Annotated in this window: 16 protein-coding genes and 1 pseudogene; 14 read left to right on the forward strand and 3 right to left on the reverse strand. The window is 67.9% G+C overall.

The genetic code is table 11. The features are described 5' to 3' along the window. Position 1: 1 nt before the first annotated feature. The 3 genes from AWB94_RS27395 to AWB94_RS27405 are packed head-to-tail and all read left to right on the forward strand — an operon-like array spanning position 2 to position 2,072. Positions 2–1,246, forward strand: a complete 1,245-nt coding sequence (locus AWB94_RS27395) for a cysteine desulfurase (RefSeq protein ID WP_062655513.1) — start codon at positions 2–4, stop codon at positions 1,244–1,246. Then, positions 1,243–1,731, forward strand: a complete 489-nt coding sequence (gene sufU / locus AWB94_RS27400) for a Fe-S cluster assembly sulfur transfer protein SufU (protein ID WP_062655512.1) — start codon at positions 1,243–1,245, stop codon at positions 1,729–1,731. Before AWB94_RS27395 ends, sufU begins: the two co-directional genes overlap by 4 nt. Continuing rightward, positions 1,728–2,072: a metal-sulfur cluster assembly factor gene (locus AWB94_RS27405; protein ID WP_062655511.1), complete on the forward strand. Its 345-nt coding sequence runs from the start codon at positions 1,728–1,730 to the stop codon at positions 2,070–2,072. The genes sufU and AWB94_RS27405 overlap by 4 nt, the downstream gene beginning before the upstream one ends. 13 nt (positions 2,073–2,085) lie before the next feature. On the opposite strand, the gene AWB94_RS27410 is transcribed toward AWB94_RS27405, so the two are convergent. Next, positions 2,086–2,388: a hypothetical protein gene (locus AWB94_RS27410; protein WP_062655510.1), complete on the reverse strand. Its 303-nt coding sequence runs from the start codon at positions 2,386–2,388 to the stop codon at positions 2,086–2,088. A 174-nt stretch (positions 2,389–2,562) separates the two neighbouring features. Here AWB94_RS27410 and AWB94_RS27415 point away from each other — a divergent pair, with 174 nt between their 5' ends. The 8 genes and pseudogenes from AWB94_RS27415 (at position 2,563) to AWB94_RS27445 (ending at position 9,793) form a co-directional block, all read left to right on the forward strand. Continuing rightward, complete coding sequence (locus tag AWB94_RS27415) at positions 2,563–4,629, forward strand: GAF domain-containing sensor histidine kinase (RefSeq protein WP_062655509.1); 2,067 nt, start codon at positions 2,563–2,565, stop codon at positions 4,627–4,629. Continuing rightward, the gene (locus AWB94_RS27420) at positions 4,626–5,291 is read left to right on the forward strand and encodes a response regulator (protein WP_062655508.1); all 666 of its coding nucleotides are present in this window, start codon (positions 4,626–4,628) and stop codon (positions 5,289–5,291) included. The genes AWB94_RS27415 and AWB94_RS27420 overlap by 4 nt, the downstream gene beginning before the upstream one ends. Positions 5,292–5,310: 19 nt before the next feature. Next, positions 5,311–5,416 (forward strand): annotated as a pseudogene (locus tag AWB94_RS34345) (metal-sulfur cluster assembly factor); the annotation flags it as partial. 62 nt (positions 5,417–5,478) lie between these two features. Next, complete coding sequence (locus AWB94_RS27425; protein WP_062655507.1) at positions 5,479–6,558, forward strand: oxidoreductase; 1,080 nt, start codon at positions 5,479–5,481, stop codon at positions 6,556–6,558. 61 nt (positions 6,559–6,619) lie between these two features. Continuing rightward, entirely contained in the window at positions 6,620–6,973 is a 354-nt protein-coding gene (trxA, locus tag AWB94_RS27430; RefSeq protein WP_062655506.1) for a thioredoxin, read from the forward strand. Positions 6,974–7,011: 38 nt separating this feature from the next. After that, positions 7,012–7,833, forward strand: coding sequence for an enoyl-CoA hydratase (locus AWB94_RS27435; protein WP_062655505.1), 822 nt, complete (start codon positions 7,012–7,014; stop codon positions 7,831–7,833). A 21-nt stretch (positions 7,834–7,854) separates the two neighbouring features. Beyond that, positions 7,855–9,480: an ABC-F family ATP-binding cassette domain-containing protein gene (locus tag AWB94_RS27440; protein WP_062655504.1), complete on the forward strand. Its 1,626-nt coding sequence runs from the start codon at positions 7,855–7,857 to the stop codon at positions 9,478–9,480. A gap of 124 nt (positions 9,481–9,604) precedes the next feature. Then, complete coding sequence (locus AWB94_RS27445; RefSeq protein ID WP_024453933.1) at positions 9,605–9,793, forward strand: helix-turn-helix domain-containing protein; 189 nt, start codon at positions 9,605–9,607, stop codon at positions 9,791–9,793. Here AWB94_RS27445 and AWB94_RS27450 read toward each other — a convergent pair whose 3' ends face one another. Both AWB94_RS27450 and AWB94_RS27455 read right to left on the reverse strand, forming a co-directional pair. Continuing rightward, on the reverse strand, positions 9,794–10,360 hold the full coding sequence (locus tag AWB94_RS27450) for a TetR/AcrR family transcriptional regulator (RefSeq protein ID WP_062655503.1): 567 nt from the start codon (positions 10,358–10,360) through the stop codon (positions 9,794–9,796). A gap of 29 nt (positions 10,361–10,389) precedes the next feature. Then, positions 10,390–13,203 carry an aconitate hydratase gene (locus tag AWB94_RS27455; protein WP_062655502.1) on the reverse strand — a complete coding sequence of 938 codons (2,814 nt, stop codon included), beginning with the start codon at positions 13,201–13,203 and terminating at the stop codon, positions 10,390–10,392. Between the two features lie 162 nt (positions 13,204–13,365). Between AWB94_RS27455 and AWB94_RS27460 the strand changes: the two genes are divergently transcribed. The 3 genes from AWB94_RS27460 to ripB all read left to right on the forward strand — a co-directional run bounded on the left by AWB94_RS27460 (position 13,366) and on the right by ripB (position 16,330). Continuing rightward, complete coding sequence (locus AWB94_RS27460) at positions 13,366–13,929, forward strand: Rv1476 family membrane protein (protein ID WP_062655501.1); 564 nt, start codon at positions 13,366–13,368, stop codon at positions 13,927–13,929. Between the two features lie 255 nt (positions 13,930–14,184). Continuing rightward, entirely contained in the window at positions 14,185–15,615 is a 1,431-nt protein-coding gene (gene ripA / locus AWB94_RS27465; RefSeq protein ID WP_062655500.1) for an NlpC/P60 family peptidoglycan endopeptidase RipA, read from the forward strand. Positions 15,616–15,640: 25 nt separating this feature from the next. Further along, complete coding sequence (ripB, locus tag AWB94_RS27470) at positions 15,641–16,330, forward strand: NlpC/P60 family peptidoglycan endopeptidase RipB (protein ID WP_062655499.1); 690 nt, start codon at positions 15,641–15,643, stop codon at positions 16,328–16,330. The last annotated feature ends 138 nt before the right edge of the window (positions 16,331–16,468 follow it).

A 16,468-nucleotide genomic window follows, 5' to 3' on the forward strand; every position in this document is an offset into this window, starting at 1 on the left:
CATGACCGCTTCGGTGGAACTCGACATCACGGGGATCCGGGCGGACTTCCCGATCCTGAGCCGGGTGATGCGCGGCGGGAAACGGTTGGCCTATCTGGATTCCGGCGCGACATCGCAGAAACCGGTGCAGGTGCTCGACGCCGAACGTGAGTTCCTGACCACCTCCAACGGCGCGGTGCACCGCGGCGCGCATCAGCTGATGGAGGAGTCGACCGACGCCTATGAGCAGGGTCGCGCCGATATCGCGGCCTTCGTCGGCGCCGCCGACGACGAGCTGGTGTTCACCAAGAACGCCACCGAATCGCTGAACCTGGTGGCGTACACGCTGGGGGACCGGCGGTTCGACCGCGCGGTCGGGCCAGGGGACGTCATCGTCACCACCGAGCTGGAGCACCACGCCAACCTGATTCCGTGGCAGGAGTTGGCGCAGCGGACGGGGGCGACCCTGCGCTGGTATGGCGTCACCGATGACGGGCGTATCGACCTGGATTCGCTGGAACTCGACGAACGCGTCAAAGTTGTTGCCTTCAGCCATCATTCGAACGTCACGGGGGCGGTGGCCCCGGTGGCCGAGATCGTCCGACGGGCTCGATCCGTCGGCGCACTCACGGTTTTGGACGCCTGCCAGTCCGTGCCGCACCAGCCGGTGGACTTCCACGCCCTGGACGTCGACTATGCGGCCTTCTCCGGGCACAAGATGCTGGGTCCCACCGGCATCGGTGTGCTGTACGGCCGGCGTGACCTGCTGAGCGCGATGCCGCCGTTCCTCACCGGCGGCTCGATGATCGAGACCGTCACCATGGCGGCCACCACCTACGCCCCCGCCCCGCAGCGGTTCGAGGCGGGCACGCCGATGACCTCGCAGGTGGTCGGATTGGCCGCCGCCGCACGCTATCTCGGCGCCCTGGGCATGCCCGCGGTGCAAGCGCACGAGAACGAACTGGTGGCCGCGGCGCTCGACGGGCTGGGCAGCATCCCCGGAGTGCGCATCATCGGTCCCGCCACGCTGGAACACCGCGGTTCGCCGGTGAGCTTCGTCGTCGACGGGGTGCACGCCCACGACATCGGGCAGGTCCTGGACGACGAGGGTGTGGCCGTGCGGGTGGGGCATCACTGCGCCTGGCCGCTGCACCGCCGGTTCGGCATCGCCGCGACCGCGCGGGCCTCGTTCGCGGTGTACAACACGCTCGACGAGGTGGATCGCCTGGTAGCGGGTGTGAAACGTGGCGTGGAGTTCTTTGCGTGAGACTGGAGCAGATGTACCAGGAAGTCATCCTGGACCACTACAAGCATCCGCACCATCGCGGCCTGCGCGAGCCGTACGGCGCACAGGTGCACCACGTCAACCCGACGTGCGGTGACGAGGTGACGCTGCGGGTGCGGCTGTCCGAGGACGGCGAGACCGTCGACGACATCTCCTACGACGGGCAGGGCTGTTCCATCAGCCAGGCCTCCACCTCGGTGCTCACCGACCAGGTGATCGGCAGGTCCGTCGGTGACGCGCTCAAGACGGTCGCGGCGTTCACGGAGATGATCTCCTCACGTGGCAACGTCGAGGGCGACGAGGATGTGTTGGGCGATGGCATCGCGTTCGCCGGGGTATCCCGCTATCCGGCCCGGGTGAAATGCGCACTGCTGGGCTGGATGGCTTTCAAGGCCGCCCTGGCCGACGCCAAGCCAGAACATGATGCGCTCGCCGAGGCGAGCGATGACATGGAGGAGAAACGATGAGTGAAGCCCAGAGCGAAGAGCTGCTGTTGGCCGACGTCGAAGAGGCCATGCGGGATGTGGTCGATCCCGAGCTCGGCATCAACGTCGTGGACCTCGGGCTGGTGTACGGGCTGAACCTGGAAGAGGGGGAGGCCGGCAAGGTCGCGCTGATCGACATGACGCTGACCTCGGCGGCCTGCCCGCTCACCGATGTGATCGAGGACCAGACCCGCACCGCGTTGATCGGTGCGGGGCTGGTCAAGGACATCAAGCTGAACTGGGTGTGGAACCCGCCGTGGGGCCCGGACAAGATCACCGACGACGGCCGCGAGCAGCTGCGGGCGCTCGGCTTCACGGTCTGACCCGAGCGGGCGCTCAGCACGTGACGTCGAGGTAGATCGACTTCGAGACGACGACGGTGGTGAAGGTGTCGCCGGGGCCGCTGCTGTCGCTGCGGGTGACCTCCTGGCCCGGCCGGATGGCGTGCACCAGGCATTGGGTCAACGGTGCCGTCCCGGTCCGGCTGAGGATCACCGAGTACCCCTGGGCCCGCAACGAATTGACGGTGTCCTGGGCGTTGGGCGGGCCGGACGGCGCGGCCGCGGCCGGCGCCGAGGCCGCCAGGGTACCGGTGAAGAGCGCGGCCGCCGTGGCGGCGGTGATCAGGTGAGTCCGCATGATCGTTCCTTTCGAAGGTCTGTCGCTGATGTGACAAACATGGCGCGCCCAGACACCTCGGGACACGGGTGCGAGCACCCGATCGGCCGGGAGGTTTTCCCGGCGCACCGATTCCCGGGACGTTCGGGAATGTGCACCCATGACGACGGGAGCCGATTGGTTCATGCTGGACCGATGACGTTCTGGCGCGGTGCTGTGCGGATGGCCTGTGGAGTGGCCGGGCTTGCCGTGGTGCTGGGCACCGTCACGGTGGTCATGCACTGGATGAACCGCGCGCTCGACACCTCGGGCTTGAAGACGGAACTGTGGACGGCCACGGTGCTGCAGACCTTCGCGTGGGCCGCGGCCGGCGCGCTGATCGTCACCAAGCGGCCACGCAACCCCTTCGGCTGGCTGTTCTGCGGAGCCAGCCTGGCGGCCGCCACCACGGCGCTGGGTAGCGAATACGCGGTCTACACACTGCTCACACCCGGTCACGACCTGCCCGGTGGCCAATGGGCGCTGTGGCTGTCGAATTGGTCCTGGGTGCTCTACATCGGTGTCATCCCCGCGGTGCTGCTGGTCTTCCCCGACGGCAGGCTGCTGTCCCGGCGCTGGGCGCCGGTCCTGGCCGTGGCGGCCGTGGCCACCGCCGTGCTGCTGATCGCCCAGATGTTTCGCCCGGGCGCGATGGTCGCCGAGGCCACGAGCCTGGCCACCGTCGACAACCCGGTGGGGATAGCGCCCTGGGGTGACGTACTGACCGACGCCCACCGGATCGCCGACACCGCGCTGGATCTGGTGCTCATCGTCGGGGTGGTCAGCCTGCTCCTGCGGTTCCGGCGAGCCCGGGGCGAGGAACGGCTGCAGCTCAAGTGGCTGGCGTCGGTGGCGGTCTTCCTGCCGGTCACCATCGCGATGTCCTATATCGCGCCCGGCACCCCCAGCGGGCTGGCGTTCAAGCTGCACATGGCCCTGCTGATCTGCACCATCACGGTGGCCGTGCTCAAGTACCGGTTGTACGACATCGACGTCATCCTCAAACGATCGCTCGTCTACGGTGCGCTGACGATCCTGGTGCTCGCCATGTATGTCGGGATCGTGGCCGCGACGGGCGCCGTCCTACAGGCCAGTACCGGGCTGATCCCGTCGTTGATCGCCACGGGTGTGGTGGCCGCGGCGTTCAACCCGCTGCGGTATCGCTTGCAGCGCGGCGCCAACAGGTTGTTGTACGGCGCGCGCGACGAACCGTACGAGGTGTTGTCCCAGCTCGGGCAGCGCCTGGAATCGACGCTGGCCCCGGACGAGGTGCTGCCGCGTCTGGTCGAAACGGTCGGTCACGTGCTCAAACTGCCCTATGTCGCCGTCGAAGTGCCGAATCGGATCCTGGGAAACGACACCGCGGACACCCCGAAAATCGTTGCCTCCTATGGGGATGACGCACCGATCGCCCTGCGATTGCCGCTGCAGTATCAGGGCGCGCCGGTCGGATCGCTGGCGCTGGCCGCCCGCAGCGGAGACGACGGCTTCACGCCCGCCGACCGCCGGCTCCTCGACGACGTCGCCCGGCAGGCCGGTGTCGCCGTGCACGCCGTCGCGCTGACCGCGGCGCTGCAGGATTCGCGTGAACGGCTGGTGGCCGCGCTGGAAGAGGAACGGCGACGATTCCGCCGCGATCTGCACGACGGTCTGGGCCCGACGCTGACCGCGGTGGCGCTGCAGATCGATGCCGCCCGCAACGTCCTGCGCACCGACGTGGGCGCCGCCGACGAACTGCTGGTCCAGTTGCGGGCGGAGGTCAAGGCCTCCATCGAGGGGATCCGGCGCCTGGTGTACGACCTTCGCCCGCCTGCTCTGGACGAACTGGGATTGGTGCGCGCGCTGCGCGAACAGGCGGCCGGGTTCGTGCGGGCGGGCAGTGGGCGCGTCGACGGGCTACGGGTGACCGTGGAGGCCCCCGCCGACCTGCCGCCGTTGCCCGCCGCCGTGGAGGTGGCCGCCTACCGCATCGGTGCCGAGGCCGTCACCAACGTCGCCCGGCACGCCAACGCCAATCACTGCCTGCTGCGCATCTCGATGAACGGCGCCCTCGAGGTTCAGGTCGTCGACGACGGTGTCGGCACCGGCGCCACCTGGATGCCCGGCGTCGGGCTCGCGTCGATGCGCGAACGCGCGAGCGAGCTGGGCGGCACCCTCTCGGTGGAAGCCAGTGCCGAAGGTGGCACCCGGGTGCTCGCGAAACTACCGTTGCGGGAACGATGAACACCGCCACCAAGCCCCCGCTGCGCGTCGTGATCGCCGACGACCATCCGCTGGTGCGCAGCGGGCTGCGCACCGTGCTGTCGGTGGCCCCCGGTATCGAGGTCGTCGCGGAGGCCAGCACCGGTGCCGAAGCCGTGGCCGCGGCACGGTCTTTCGAGCCCGACGTGGTGGTGATGGATCTGCAGATGCCCGAAACCGACGGTATCGAGGCGACCCGCCGGATCGTCGCCGCCAACCCGACCGTCGCCATCCTGGTCCTCACCATGTTCGAGGACGACACCTCGGTGTTCGCGGCCATGCAGGCCGGCGCCCGCGGCTACCTTCTGAAAGGCGCCGAACAGGACGAGATCGTCCGCGCCATCCAGGCCGCGGCCCACGGCGAGGCCATCTTCGGTCCGGCGATCGCGCACCGGCTCATCGACTATTTCGCTCATCCGCACGGTGTGGCGGCGGCCGCCTTCCCGCAACTGACCGAACGCGAGAACGAGGTGCTCGAGCTGATAGCGGCCGGTCACGGAAACGCGGTCATCGCCAGGCGCCTGGTCATCTCCCCGAAGACGGTGGCCAACCACGTGTCGAACATCTTCGCCAAGCTGCAGGTGGCCGACCGGTCGGAGGCGATCGTCCGGGCCCGGGAAGCGGGGCTCGGCGAACGTCGCTGAACCGTCCCGGATCCCGCCGGGTGCCCGCCTGGTCAAGGCCATCAAGCTGAACTGGGTGTGGAGCCCCGGACAAGACCACCGAGGACGGCCGCGAGCAACTGTGGGCGCTCGGCTTCACCGTCTGAGACTTCCGATCTCGGGTCACAAAAACGGAATCTCCTGCTCGCGGCGACCGTTGCGACCTGGCATGGCCCAACTGTTCGATCCACTGCGTATCAAGAATCTGACGTTGCCCAACCGGTTCGCGATGGCCCCCATGACCCGGCGGGCTTCGCCGGGCGGGGTGCCCGGTCCCGACGTGGCCGCCTACTATGCGCGCCGGGCGGCCGGCGGTGTCGGGTTGATCATCACCGAGGGCGTGCGCATCCCGCATCCCGCGGCCGGTTTCCCGTCGGAGATCCCCGCCCTCGACGGCGCCGACAGCCTGTCCGGCTGGCAGGCCGTGACCGCGGCCGTGCACGCCGAGGGCTCGGCCATCGCGGCGCAGCTGTGGCACCAGGGTGGTGAACGCGACGAGAGCGACGGGGTGAGCGCCGTCAGCCCGTCCGGGATCACCAGCACCGGCGAGCGCAAGGGCACCGCCCTGGACGCCGCCGGGCTGGACGAGGTGCGTGCGGCCTTCGCGACCGCGGCCCGCAACGCAAAGGCAGTCGGTTTCGACGCCGTCGAACTACACGGAGCGCACGGCTACCTGCTCGACGAGTTCCTCTGGGACAAGACCAATCTGCGCAACGACGCCTACGGCGCCGACCGCACCCGCTTCCCGGCCGAGGTGGTGGCCGCGGTGCGCGCCGCCGTCGGCCCCGATTACCCGATCATCTTCAGGTTCTCGCAGTGGAAGGCCAATGCGTACGACGCCCGGTTGGCCGACACCGCGACGGAGCTGGAGCTGGTACTCGGCCCCCTGGTCGACGCCGGAGTCGACGTGCTGCACCCGTCCACCCGGCGCCACTACGTCCCGGCGTTCCCCGAAGAGTCACAGCTCAGCCTGGCCGGCTGGACCAAGAAGGTCACCGGGGTACCGGTGATCGGTGTGGGGTCGGTGGGGTTGGCTACCGAGTTCAGCCCAGGCGTCAAACACGACGGTCGCATCCCGCCCGCGCCGGTGGACCGGTTGTCCGAACAGTTCGAAGCGGGGGAGTTCGACATCATCGCCATCGGCCGTGCCCTGTTGGCCGACCCGGGGTGGGTGAACCGGTTGCGCGACAACACCCTCGGCGACTTCGCGGGATACGACGCCGAGACAGCGCTGGCGCGGTTGGCCTGAACCGGGGCAGCGCAGCCCACATACTAGGAACAACCCGTCACAGGAAAGCGTTAGGAAAATCGTGGGTACTAAAGACATCACCGCAGCCGAATTCAAGGGCATCCTCGACGACAACGAGATCGTGATCGTCGACTTCTGGGCGTCGTGGTGTGGTCCGTGCCGCGCCTTCGCCCCGACCTACGGCGCCTCCGCCGAGAAGCACCCCGACGTGGTGCACGCCAAGGTCGACACGGAGGCGGAGCCGGAACTGGCGCAGGCCGCCGAGATCCAGGCCATCCCGACGCTGATGGCGTTCAAGAAGGGCCACCAGGTGTTCCGGCAGTCCGGTGCGCTGGCGCCGGCCCAACTCGACGAGCTGATCACCAAGATCAAAGAGTTCGATATCGACGCGGCCATCGCGTCGCAGCAGAGCTGACGCGGCTGATCGTGCACGGCACGCGCTAGCGTGCACGTGTGACCGATCGCAGCGATTTCGTCCTCGTCGACCGACCGCAGCCGGGCGTGGCACTCGTCACGCTGAACCGGCCGGAGCGGATGAACTCGATGGCGTTCGACGTCATGGTCCCGCTGCGGGCGGTGTTGGATGAGTTGCGCTTCGACAACGACGTCCGCGTGGTGGTGCTGACCGGTGCCGGCCGCGGCTTCTCCTCAGGTGCCGACCACAAGTCGGCGGGTTCGGTGCCGCACGTGGCCGGGCTGACCAGGCCGACGTTCGCGTTGCGGTCCATGGAGGTGCTCGACGAGGTCATCCTGGCGTTGCGCCGGCTGCACCAGCCGGTGATCGCCGCGGTCAACGGCGCCGCCATCGGCGGGGGCCTGTGCCTGGCGCTGGCCTGCGATATCCGGGTCGCTGCGACGGGCGCATACTTCCGGGCCGCGGGCATCAACAACGGGCTGACGGCCAGCGAACTGGGGCTGTCGTACCTCCTGCCGCGAGCCATCGGCGCGTCGCGGGCGTTCGAGATCATGCTGACCGGTCGTGATGTCGACGCGGCCGAGGCCGAACGGATCGGGCTGGTCTCGCGAGTGGTGGCCGAGGACGAGTTGCTGGCATACTGCTACGGAATTGCCCAGCGCATCGCGGCGTTTTCCCGGCCCGGAACCGAGTTGACCAAGCGAACGCTGTGGAGTGGATTGGACGCCGCCAGCCTCGAGGGGCATATGCAGGCCGAAGGACTGGGCCAGCTGTTCGTGCGCCTGCTCACCGCCAATTTCGAGGAAGCGGTCGCTGCGCGCGCGGAGCAGCGGCCGGCCGTGTTCACCGACGACAAATAGCGAGAACGAGGAGGTAGGTGCGTGATCACCGCAACGGACCTGGAGGTCCGCGCCGGGGCGCGCACACTGCTGTCCATCGAGGGCGCCGCGCTGCGCGTGCAGCCCGGCGACCGGATCGGGTTGGTCGGGCGCAATGGCGCGGGCAAGACCACCACCATGCGCATCCTGGCCGGCGAGGGCGAGCCCTACGCCGGCAAGGTCGAGACCACCAGTGACGTCGGTTACCTGCCGCAGGATCCCCGCGAAGGTGACCTGGAGGTGCTGGCCAGGGATCGGGTGTTGTCGGCCCGCGGCCTGGACACCCTGCTGTCGGAGCTGGAGAAGCAGCAGGTGTTGATGGCCGAGGTCGCCGACGACGCCGCCCGGGACAAGGCCGTGCGCCGTTACGGCCAGCTCGAGGAACGCTTCGCCGCGCTCGGCGGGTATGCCGCCGAGAGCGAGGCCGGCCGGATCTGTGCCAGCCTCGGCCTGCCGGACCGGGTGCTGACCCAGCCGCTGCGCACCCTGTCCGGCGGTCAGCGCCGCCGGGTGGAATTGGCGCGCATCCTGTTCGCCGCGTCCGAGGGATCGGGCTCGGGCACCACCCTGCTGCTCGACGAGCCCACCAACCACCTCGACGCCGACTCGATCGGCTGGCTGCGCACCTTCCTGCAGAACCACACCGGCGGTCTGGTGGTCATCAGCCACGATGTCGACCTGTTGGCCGATGTCGTCAACCGGGTGTGGTTCCTGGACGCGGTCCGTGGTGAGGCCGATATCTACAACATGGGCTGGCAGAAGTACCTCGACGCGCGCGCCACCGACGAACAGCGTCGCCGCCGGGAGCGGGCCAACGCCGAGAAGAAGGCCGGTGCGCTGCGGGCCCAGGCCGCCAAGATGGGCGCCAAGGCCACCAAAGCGGTTGCGGCCCAGAACATGTTGCGTCGCGCCGAGCGGATGATCGCCGAGCTCGACGCCGAGCGGGTGGCCGACAAGGTGGCCAGGATCAAGTTCCCCACACCGGCACCGTGCGGCAAGACACCTTTGGTTGCCAAGGGATTGACGAAAACCTACGGGTCGCTGGAGATCTTCACCGGGGTGGACCTGGCCATCGACCGTGGCTCTCGCGTGGTGGTGCTCGGGCTCAACGGCGCGGGCAAGACCACGCTGTTGCGGCTGTTGGCCGGCGTGGAGACGCCCGACGCGGGCGGCCTGGTTCCCGGTCACGGGTTGAAGATCGGTTACTTCGCCCAGGAACACGACACCCTGGACAACGGGGCGAGCGTCTGGGAGAACATCCGGCACGCCGCACCGGACACCGGCGAGCAGGATCTGCGAGGACTGTTGGGCGCCTTCATGTTCACCGGTCCGCAGCTGGACCAGCCGGCCGGGACACTGTCCGGCGGCGAGAAGACCCGCCTGGCGCTGGCCGGCCTGGTGGCCTCGACCGCCAATGTGTTGCTGCTCGACGAACCGACCAACAACCTCGATCCGGCCTCCCGCGAGCAGGTGCTCGACGCGCTGCGTAGCTACGAGGGCGCAGTGGTGTTGGTGACCCACGATCCGGGCGCCGCCGAGGCGCTGGATCCGCAGCGGGTGGTGTTGCTGCCGGACGGCACCGAGGACTTCTGGTCCGACGAATATCGGGACCTGATCGAACTCGCCTGAGTTTGCGGCGGCACGCGAACTTGCTTGAGTTCGCAACACATTTCCCGAATTCGGCCCGTCAGGTTTGACCGCTTCCTAGGCTGTGTACCCGCGGGATGCATTCGCAGAAGTGGGGAGACGTCTGATGAACGAAAGCAGCAAGTCCCGGGACCAGGTATTGACCGAGCTGCGCACCGCGTACGAGCGGGGCGCGAGCATCCGGTCACTGGTGGCGATGACCGGCCGCTCGTACGGGTCCGTGCACAGCATGTTGCGGGAATCCGGCACCACGATGCGCAGCCGCGGTGGGCCCAATCACCGGCGCATCGGTTGATCAGCCGCGCTGGCGCACCGACTCCTCGACGAGGTCCAGGACCGCGCTGAGGTTTTCGGTGGTGTCGCCGGATGCCAGCCGGGCCACCAGCCCGTCGAGCACCAGGTCCAGATAGTTCTGCAGCACCGAACCGGGCACGTCATCGCGCAGCCGGCCGGCTTGCTTCTGCCGTCGCAACCGCTCGCTGGTCGCAACCGACAGTTCCGCCGACCGCTCGGCCCACCCGGCATGGAAGGCCGGATCGTTGCGCAGCTTGCGCGCGATCTCCAGCCGGGTGGCCAGCCAGTCGAACTGCTCCGGTGCGGCGATCATGTCGCGCATCACCTGGATGAGGCCCTCGCGGGAGGCGACCTCGGCCATCCGCTCGGCGTCCTCGCGGGCCAGTTCGAAGAACAGCGTGTCCTTGTCGCGGAAGTGGTGGAAGATGGCGCCGCGCGACAGCCCGATGGTGTGTTCGAGCCGCCGCACGGTCGCCTTCTCGTATCCGTACTCCGCGAAACAGCGCCGGGCACCGTCGAGAATCTGGCGCCGGCGCGCCGTCAGATGGTCGTCGGTGACTTTCGGCACTGCGCTGACTTATCGCCTGGGAGCTTCGCTCAGGACTTCAGCATGTTGCGCAGCACGTACTGCAGGATGCCGCCGTTGCGGTAGTAGTCGGCCTCACCGGGGGTGTCGATGCGGACCACCGCGTCGAACTCCACCTTGCTGCCGTCTTCCTTGGTGGCGGTCACGTGCACCGTCTTGGGCGTCTTACCGTTGTTGAGTTCTTCGATACCGGTGATGTCGAAGGTCTCGGTGCCGTCGAGCTTCAGGCTGGCCGCCGACTCACCCGCCGGGAACTGCAGCGGGATGACACCCATGCCGATCAGGTTGCTGCGGTGGATGCGCTCGAACGACTCGGTGATCACCGCACGCACACCCAGCAGTGTGGTGCCCTTGGCCGCCCAGTCCCGCGACGAACCGGAGCCGTATTCCTTGCCGCCCAGCACGACCAACGGGATGCCGGCCTTCTGGTAGTTGACCGAGGCGTCGTAGATGAACGCCTGCGGGCCCCCCGGCTGGGTGAAGTCACGGGTGTAGCCACCGGACACATCGTCGAGCAGCTGGTTCTTGAGCCGGATGTTGGCGAAGGTGCCGCGGATCATCACCTCGTGGTTGCCGCGGCGGCTTCCCAGCGAGTTGTAGTCCTTGCGCTGCACGCCGTTGGCCTCCAGGTACTGGGCGGCCGGGGTGCCGGGCTTGATCGAACCGGCCGGGCTGATGTGGTCGGTGGTCACCGAATCGCCCAGCAGCGCAAGCACTCTGGCGCCGGTGATGTCCTTGACCGGCTCCGGCTCGGCGGGCATGCCGTCGAAGTACGGGGCCTTGCGGACGTAGGTCGACTTCTCGTCCCACTCGAAGGTGTTGCCTTCGGGTGTGGGCAGCGAACGCCAGCGCTCGTCGCCCTTGAACACGTCGGCGTACGAGTCGGTGAACATCTCCCGGTTGATCGACGACGCGATGGTCTCCTCGATTTCCTGGGCAGATGGCCAAATATCTGCGAGGAACACGTCGTTGCCGTCGCTGTCCTGGCCGAGCGGATCGGCCTCGAAGTCGAAGTCCATGGTGCCCGCGATGCCGTAGGCGATCACCAGCGGCGGCGAGGCCAGGTAGTTCATCTTCACGTCGGGGGAGATGCGGCCCTCGAAGTTGCGGTTGCCGGACAGCACGGCCGTCACCGACAGGTCGTTGTCGTTGATGGCCGCCGAGATCTCGTCGGGCAGCGGACCGGTGTTGCCGATACACGTGGTGCAGCCGTAGCCGCCCAGGTAGTAGCCCAGCTTCTCCAGGTACGGCCACAGGCCGGCCTTGTTGTAGTAGTCGGTGACGACCTGCGAGCCCGGCGCCATGTTCGTCTTGACCCACGGCTTGGTGGTCAGGCCCTTCTCGACGGCCTTCTTGGCCAGCAGGGCGGCGCCCAGCATGACCGACGGGTTGGAGGTGTTGGTGCACGAGGTGATACCCGCCACGACGACGGCGCCGTGGTCGAGTACGAACTCACCGCGCTCCTCGGAGCGCACCGTGATCGGCTTGGACGGCCGGCCCTCGGCCCCGTTGGCAGCCGACGGGCGGACATCGATCGCGCCGTCGTCGGCGAAGGACAGCGAGGCCGGATCGCTGGCGGGGAAGGACTCCTCGACGGCCTCGTCCAGCTTGGTCTCCGGCGTCGGGTGGTTCTCCTCGACGTAGTTGTGGATGTCCTTGCGGAATGCGTTCTTGGCGTCGGACAGTTCGATGCGGTCCTGCGGACGCTTGGGTCCGGAGATCGAGGGCACCACGGTGGACAGATCCAGCTCGAGGTATTCGGAGAAGGCCGGCTCGTGGTCGGGGTTGTGCCACATCCCCTGTGTCTTGGCGTAGGCCTCGACCAGCGCCAACTGCTCCTCGCTGCGCCCGGTCAGCCGCAGGTAGTTGATGGTCTCTTCGTCGATCGGGAAAATCGCTGCGGTGGAACCGAATTCGGGGCTCATGTTGCCCAGGGTGGCGCGGTTGGCCAGCGGCACCTCGGCCACACCCTTGCCGTAGAACTCGACGAACTTACCGACGACGCCGTGCTTGCGCAGCATGTCGGTGACGGTGAGCACCACGTCGGTGGCGGTGACGCCCGGCTTGATCTCGCCGGTCAGCTTGAAACCGACGACGCGGGGGATGAGCATCGAGACGGGCTGGCCCAGCATGGCCGCCTCGGCCTCGATACCGCCGACGCCCCAGCCCAGCACGCCCAGGCCGTTCTCCATCGTGGTGTGGCTGTCGGTGCCCACGCAGGTGTCGGGGTAGGCGACCCCGTCGCGGACCATGGTCACCCGGGCCAGGTACTCGATGTTGACCTGGTGCACGATGCCGGTGCCCGGGGGGACGACCTTGAAGTCGTCGAACGCGCCCTGACCCCAGCGCAGGAACTGGTAACGCTCGCCGTTGCGTTCGTATTCGAGTTCGACGTTGCGCTCGAAGGCGCCGGCATTGCCGAACACGTCGAGGATGACGGAGTGGTCGATGACCATCTCGGCGGGGGAGAGCGGGTTGACCTTGTTCGGGTCGCCACCGAGGGTCGCGACGGCCTCCCGCATGGTGGCCAGGTCGACGATGCAGGGCACGCCGGTGAAGTCCTGCATCAACACGCGGGCCGGGGTGAACTGGATCTCGATGCTCGGCTCGGCCGAGGGATCCCAGTTCGCGATCGCCTCGATGTGCTCGGAGGTGATGTTGGCGCCGTCTTCGGTGCGCAGCAGGTTCTCGGCGAGCACCTTGAGGCTGTAGGGCAGTTTCTCGGTTCCGGGCACTGCGTCGAGACGGTAGATCTCGTAACTGTTGTCCCCGACGGTGAGAGTGTCGCGGGCTCCAAATGAATTGACCGAATCTGTGCTAGTCACATCAACTCCCGGTTAGTCATCGCCGCGACGGGCTGTGTCGACGGCGTCGATAATCCTAACAGTACGCTTGTCCTGTGAATCGCCCGAGGGGGCGGTTCCAGTCTTGTCTCCTCGCGCGCGTGCTGCCACTCGCTCGGGTGAATTTCCAGTACCGTCTGCCACGTGACGGTTCAGTTCGTACCCGCTTACATCCCCCCCGACGTCTGCTCCACCGTGGGCCTGGACCTGACCACCCCGGTGGACCAGTGCATGGCGCAGGTGCTGGCCGATGTGCGCGAGGACGGGGTGGCCGCTCCCGCGTCGGCCGACCCCGCCGGGCTGGCTCAGGTGGTGGCCGACGCCAAGGCCCAGGGCATCGACCTCAAGCTGGTGGTGCTGCCGACGAGCCCGCCGATCGACACACCGTTGCGCGATGTCGCCAACGACGTCGGCACGGTCTACCCGGGATCCACCGTTCTGGTGATCAGCCCGGGCTTCGCGGGTACCTACAGCCACGTTTATGACCGGGTCACCTTGGAGGCCGGTCAGGACCTGGCGAAAACGGGTAATGCCGTCCAATCTTCGAAGAATTTCGTGTCGCAGTTGCAGACCCCGGACTTTCCCTGGACTCCGTTTACCATCGTGCTGGTGCTGGGGGTAGCTGCGGCCGCCGTTGGTGCCCGTATGCTGCAGATTCGCGCCCGGCGAAATGTTGCTGAAAAAGCGGTGTCCGACGCGCCGCAGTAATGGTGTGACCGGCCGGCGAGTGGCCCTCGTGAATTCGAATATCACCGTTCGGTCACGACCGATTCAATTACAATCATGTAATTTGTTACTAAAGTTTCTTTAGAGCGTGCTGTGACGTACGGTGCAGACAGTGCCTGTAGTTGCAGCTGTGATTGATGTGACCCAAGTGATGGGAAAACGTCACCCCCGGGGCGGCTACGGGCACTGCGTGAAGTGCCACGACGTTCGCGTCCTGCCCTAGGAGACCTGAGTCCAATGAGACGCACCCCTGGCGCCTCCCGGTGGTACGCGCAGCTGTGCGCGGTTCCGGTGACCTTCGGCGTGCTGCTGGCGGGGACCATGCCGAACGGGGCCATTTCGGTCGCCGAACCGGCCAACCCGCAGGGGATCGCCGCGCTCGTCGCCGCGGTGGCCGAGGCCGATCAGAAGTTGCAGGACCTCGGCGCGGCCGTGCAGATGCAACAGGAGAGCGTCAACAAGGCCCTCGTCGACGTCGCCAACGCCCGCGACAACGTCGCGGCCGCACAGCAGAAACTGGACGAGAGCAGACGCGGCGTCAGCGACGCCGATGCGCGGATCGCGGACGCCCAGAAGCGTTTCGACACCTTCGCCGCCGCGACCTATGTCAACGGCCCGTCCGCGTCCTACCTGACCGCTGCCGACCCGGCGGAAGCGCTGCGCACCGCCGCGGCCGGCCAGGCGCTCGCCATGAGCTCACAACAGGTCGTCACCGACCTGCAGCGGGCCCGCACCGACCAGATCAACCGGGAGTCGGCCGCCCGGCTGGCCAAAGAGACCGCCGACAACGCCGCCGCCGCCGCGCAGGCCAGCCAGGACGCCGCGGTGGCCAGCCTCACCCAGGCCCAGCAGACCTTCGCCGGCCAGCAGCAGGAACTGGACAAACTGACCGCCGAACGCAGTGCGGCACAGGCGAAACTGGCCGCCGCGCAGCGGCCCGCCCAACCGGCGCCCGACGCGGCCCAACCACAGGCCGCCCCCACGCCCGGGGGACCGGCGCCGGCCCCCGCGGCGGGCGCGGACTGGGACCGCGTCCCCGGCAAGACTGCCGCCCCGGCGAACACCAGTCAGTGGGACACCACCCTGCCGATGATCCCCAGCGCCTTCGTCAGCGGCGATCCGATCGCGATCATCAACGCGATCCTCGGCATCATGAACACCTCGGCCCAGCTGACCGCCAACATGGGTCGCACCTTCCTGCAGAAGCTGGGCCTGATCCCCACGCCGACCGGATACACCAACGGCGCCATCCCGCGCGTGTACGGCCGGCAGGCCTCCGAGTACGTGATCCAGCGGGCCATGTCGCAGATGGGCGTGCCGTATTCGTGGGGTGGCGGCAACGCCGGTGGCCCCAGCCGGGGCATCGACTCCGGGGCCGGCACAGTCGGTTTCGACTGTTCGGGCCTGATCCTGTACGCCTTCGCCGGGGTCGGGATCAAGCTGCCGCACTACTCGGGCTCGCAGTACGACATGGGCCGCAAGATCCCGTCCTCGGAGATGCGCCGCGGCGACGTCATCTTCTACGGCCCCGGCGGCAGCCAGCACGTTGCCCTCTATCTCGGCAACGGGCAGATGCTCGAAGCGCCCTATACCGGGTCCAACGTCAAGGTCTCGCCGGTCCGGACCGGCGGCATGACCCCGTACGTCATTCGCTACATCGAGTACTGACTTGAGGATTGTATTGCGCTCCAAGATGTTTCGACTCAAGGTGGCTGTCGTCTCGGTTCTGGCCGGGGCGGCGCTGACGCTCGGCGCGGTGGCCCCGGCCGCCGCGGCACCCGACGACGGGCAATGGGATCCGACCCTGCCGAAGATCGTCAGCTCCGGCGCGCCCGGTGATCCGGTCGCGATGGCCAACGCCGGCTTCCAGGTCAGCAAGATCGCACTGGACACCACCGCCAGTCTGGGCCAGCAGTTCCTGCAGTCCCTGGGCCTGGCGCCCAAGTCGGCCGCCGCCCTGCCCGGCGGGCGGGTGCGCGGCCCGCAGGCCATCGAATACGTGATCCGCCGCGCGGGCTCGCAGATGGGTGTGCCGTACTCGTGGGGTGGGGGCACCCTCACCGGCCCGGGGCCCGGGGTGGACTACGACGCCGGAAAGATGGGCTTCGACTGCTCCGGCCTGACCCGCTACGCCTTCGCCGGTGTCGGCGTGCAGATCCCCAAGTACTCCGGCGACCAGTACAACACCGGCAGGCCCATCCCGCCGTCGCAGGCCAAGCGCGGTGACCTGATCTTCTACGGTCCCGGCGGCAGCCAGCACGTGGCGATCTATCTGGGTGGCGGCAAGATGCTGGAGGCCTCCGGCAGCGCCGAGAAAGTGACCGTCAGCCCGGTCCGGATGGCGGGCATGTCACCGCACCTGTCGCGCATCATCGAATCCTGAGGACAGCCTGAGCAGGGGCCCGCGGCGTCGACGGATCCCCGACTGCCTGGAATAGTTGACGGCGGGCGTGTCGCCGCACCGGCGGCGCCCTGGTAGTTCAGGGTTGACCAGCCGGGTACACACAACGACTGTGGGAGG

Origin of the sequence: Mycolicibacterium canariasense (assembly GCF_002101555.1) — a bacterium.
GTDB classification, from domain to species: domain Bacteria; phylum Actinomycetota; class Actinomycetes; order Mycobacteriales; family Mycobacteriaceae; genus Mycobacterium; species Mycobacterium canariasense.

What these genes read in the sequence shown, in the direction of transcription:
- AWB94_RS27395 (WP_062655513.1), top strand. Translation starts at nt 2, where the DNA reads ATGACCGCTTCGGTGGAACTCGACATCACGGGGATCCGGGCGGACTTC.
- AWB94_RS27405 (WP_062655511.1), top strand. Translation starts at nt 1,728, where the DNA reads ATGAGTGAAGCCCAGAGCGAAGAGCTGCTGTTGGCCGACGTCGAAGAG.
- AWB94_RS27410 (WP_062655510.1), bottom strand. Translation starts at nt 2,388, where the DNA reads ATGCGGACTCACCTGATCACCGCCGCCACGGCGGCCGCGCTCTTCACC.
- AWB94_RS27415 (WP_062655509.1), top strand. Translation starts at nt 2,563, where the DNA reads ATGACGTTCTGGCGCGGTGCTGTGCGGATGGCCTGTGGAGTGGCCGGG.
- AWB94_RS27420 (WP_062655508.1), top strand. Translation starts at nt 4,626, where the DNA reads ATGAACACCGCCACCAAGCCCCCGCTGCGCGTCGTGATCGCCGACGAC.
- AWB94_RS27425 (WP_062655507.1), top strand. Translation starts at nt 5,479, where the DNA reads ATGGCCCAACTGTTCGATCCACTGCGTATCAAGAATCTGACGTTGCCC.
- AWB94_RS27445 (WP_024453933.1), top strand. Translation starts at nt 9,605, where the DNA reads ATGAACGAAAGCAGCAAGTCCCGGGACCAGGTATTGACCGAGCTGCGC.
- ripA (WP_062655500.1), top strand. Translation starts at nt 14,185, where the DNA reads ATGAGACGCACCCCTGGCGCCTCCCGGTGGTACGCGCAGCTGTGCGCG.
- ripB (WP_062655499.1), top strand. Translation starts at nt 15,641, where the DNA reads ATGTTTCGACTCAAGGTGGCTGTCGTCTCGGTTCTGGCCGGGGCGGCG.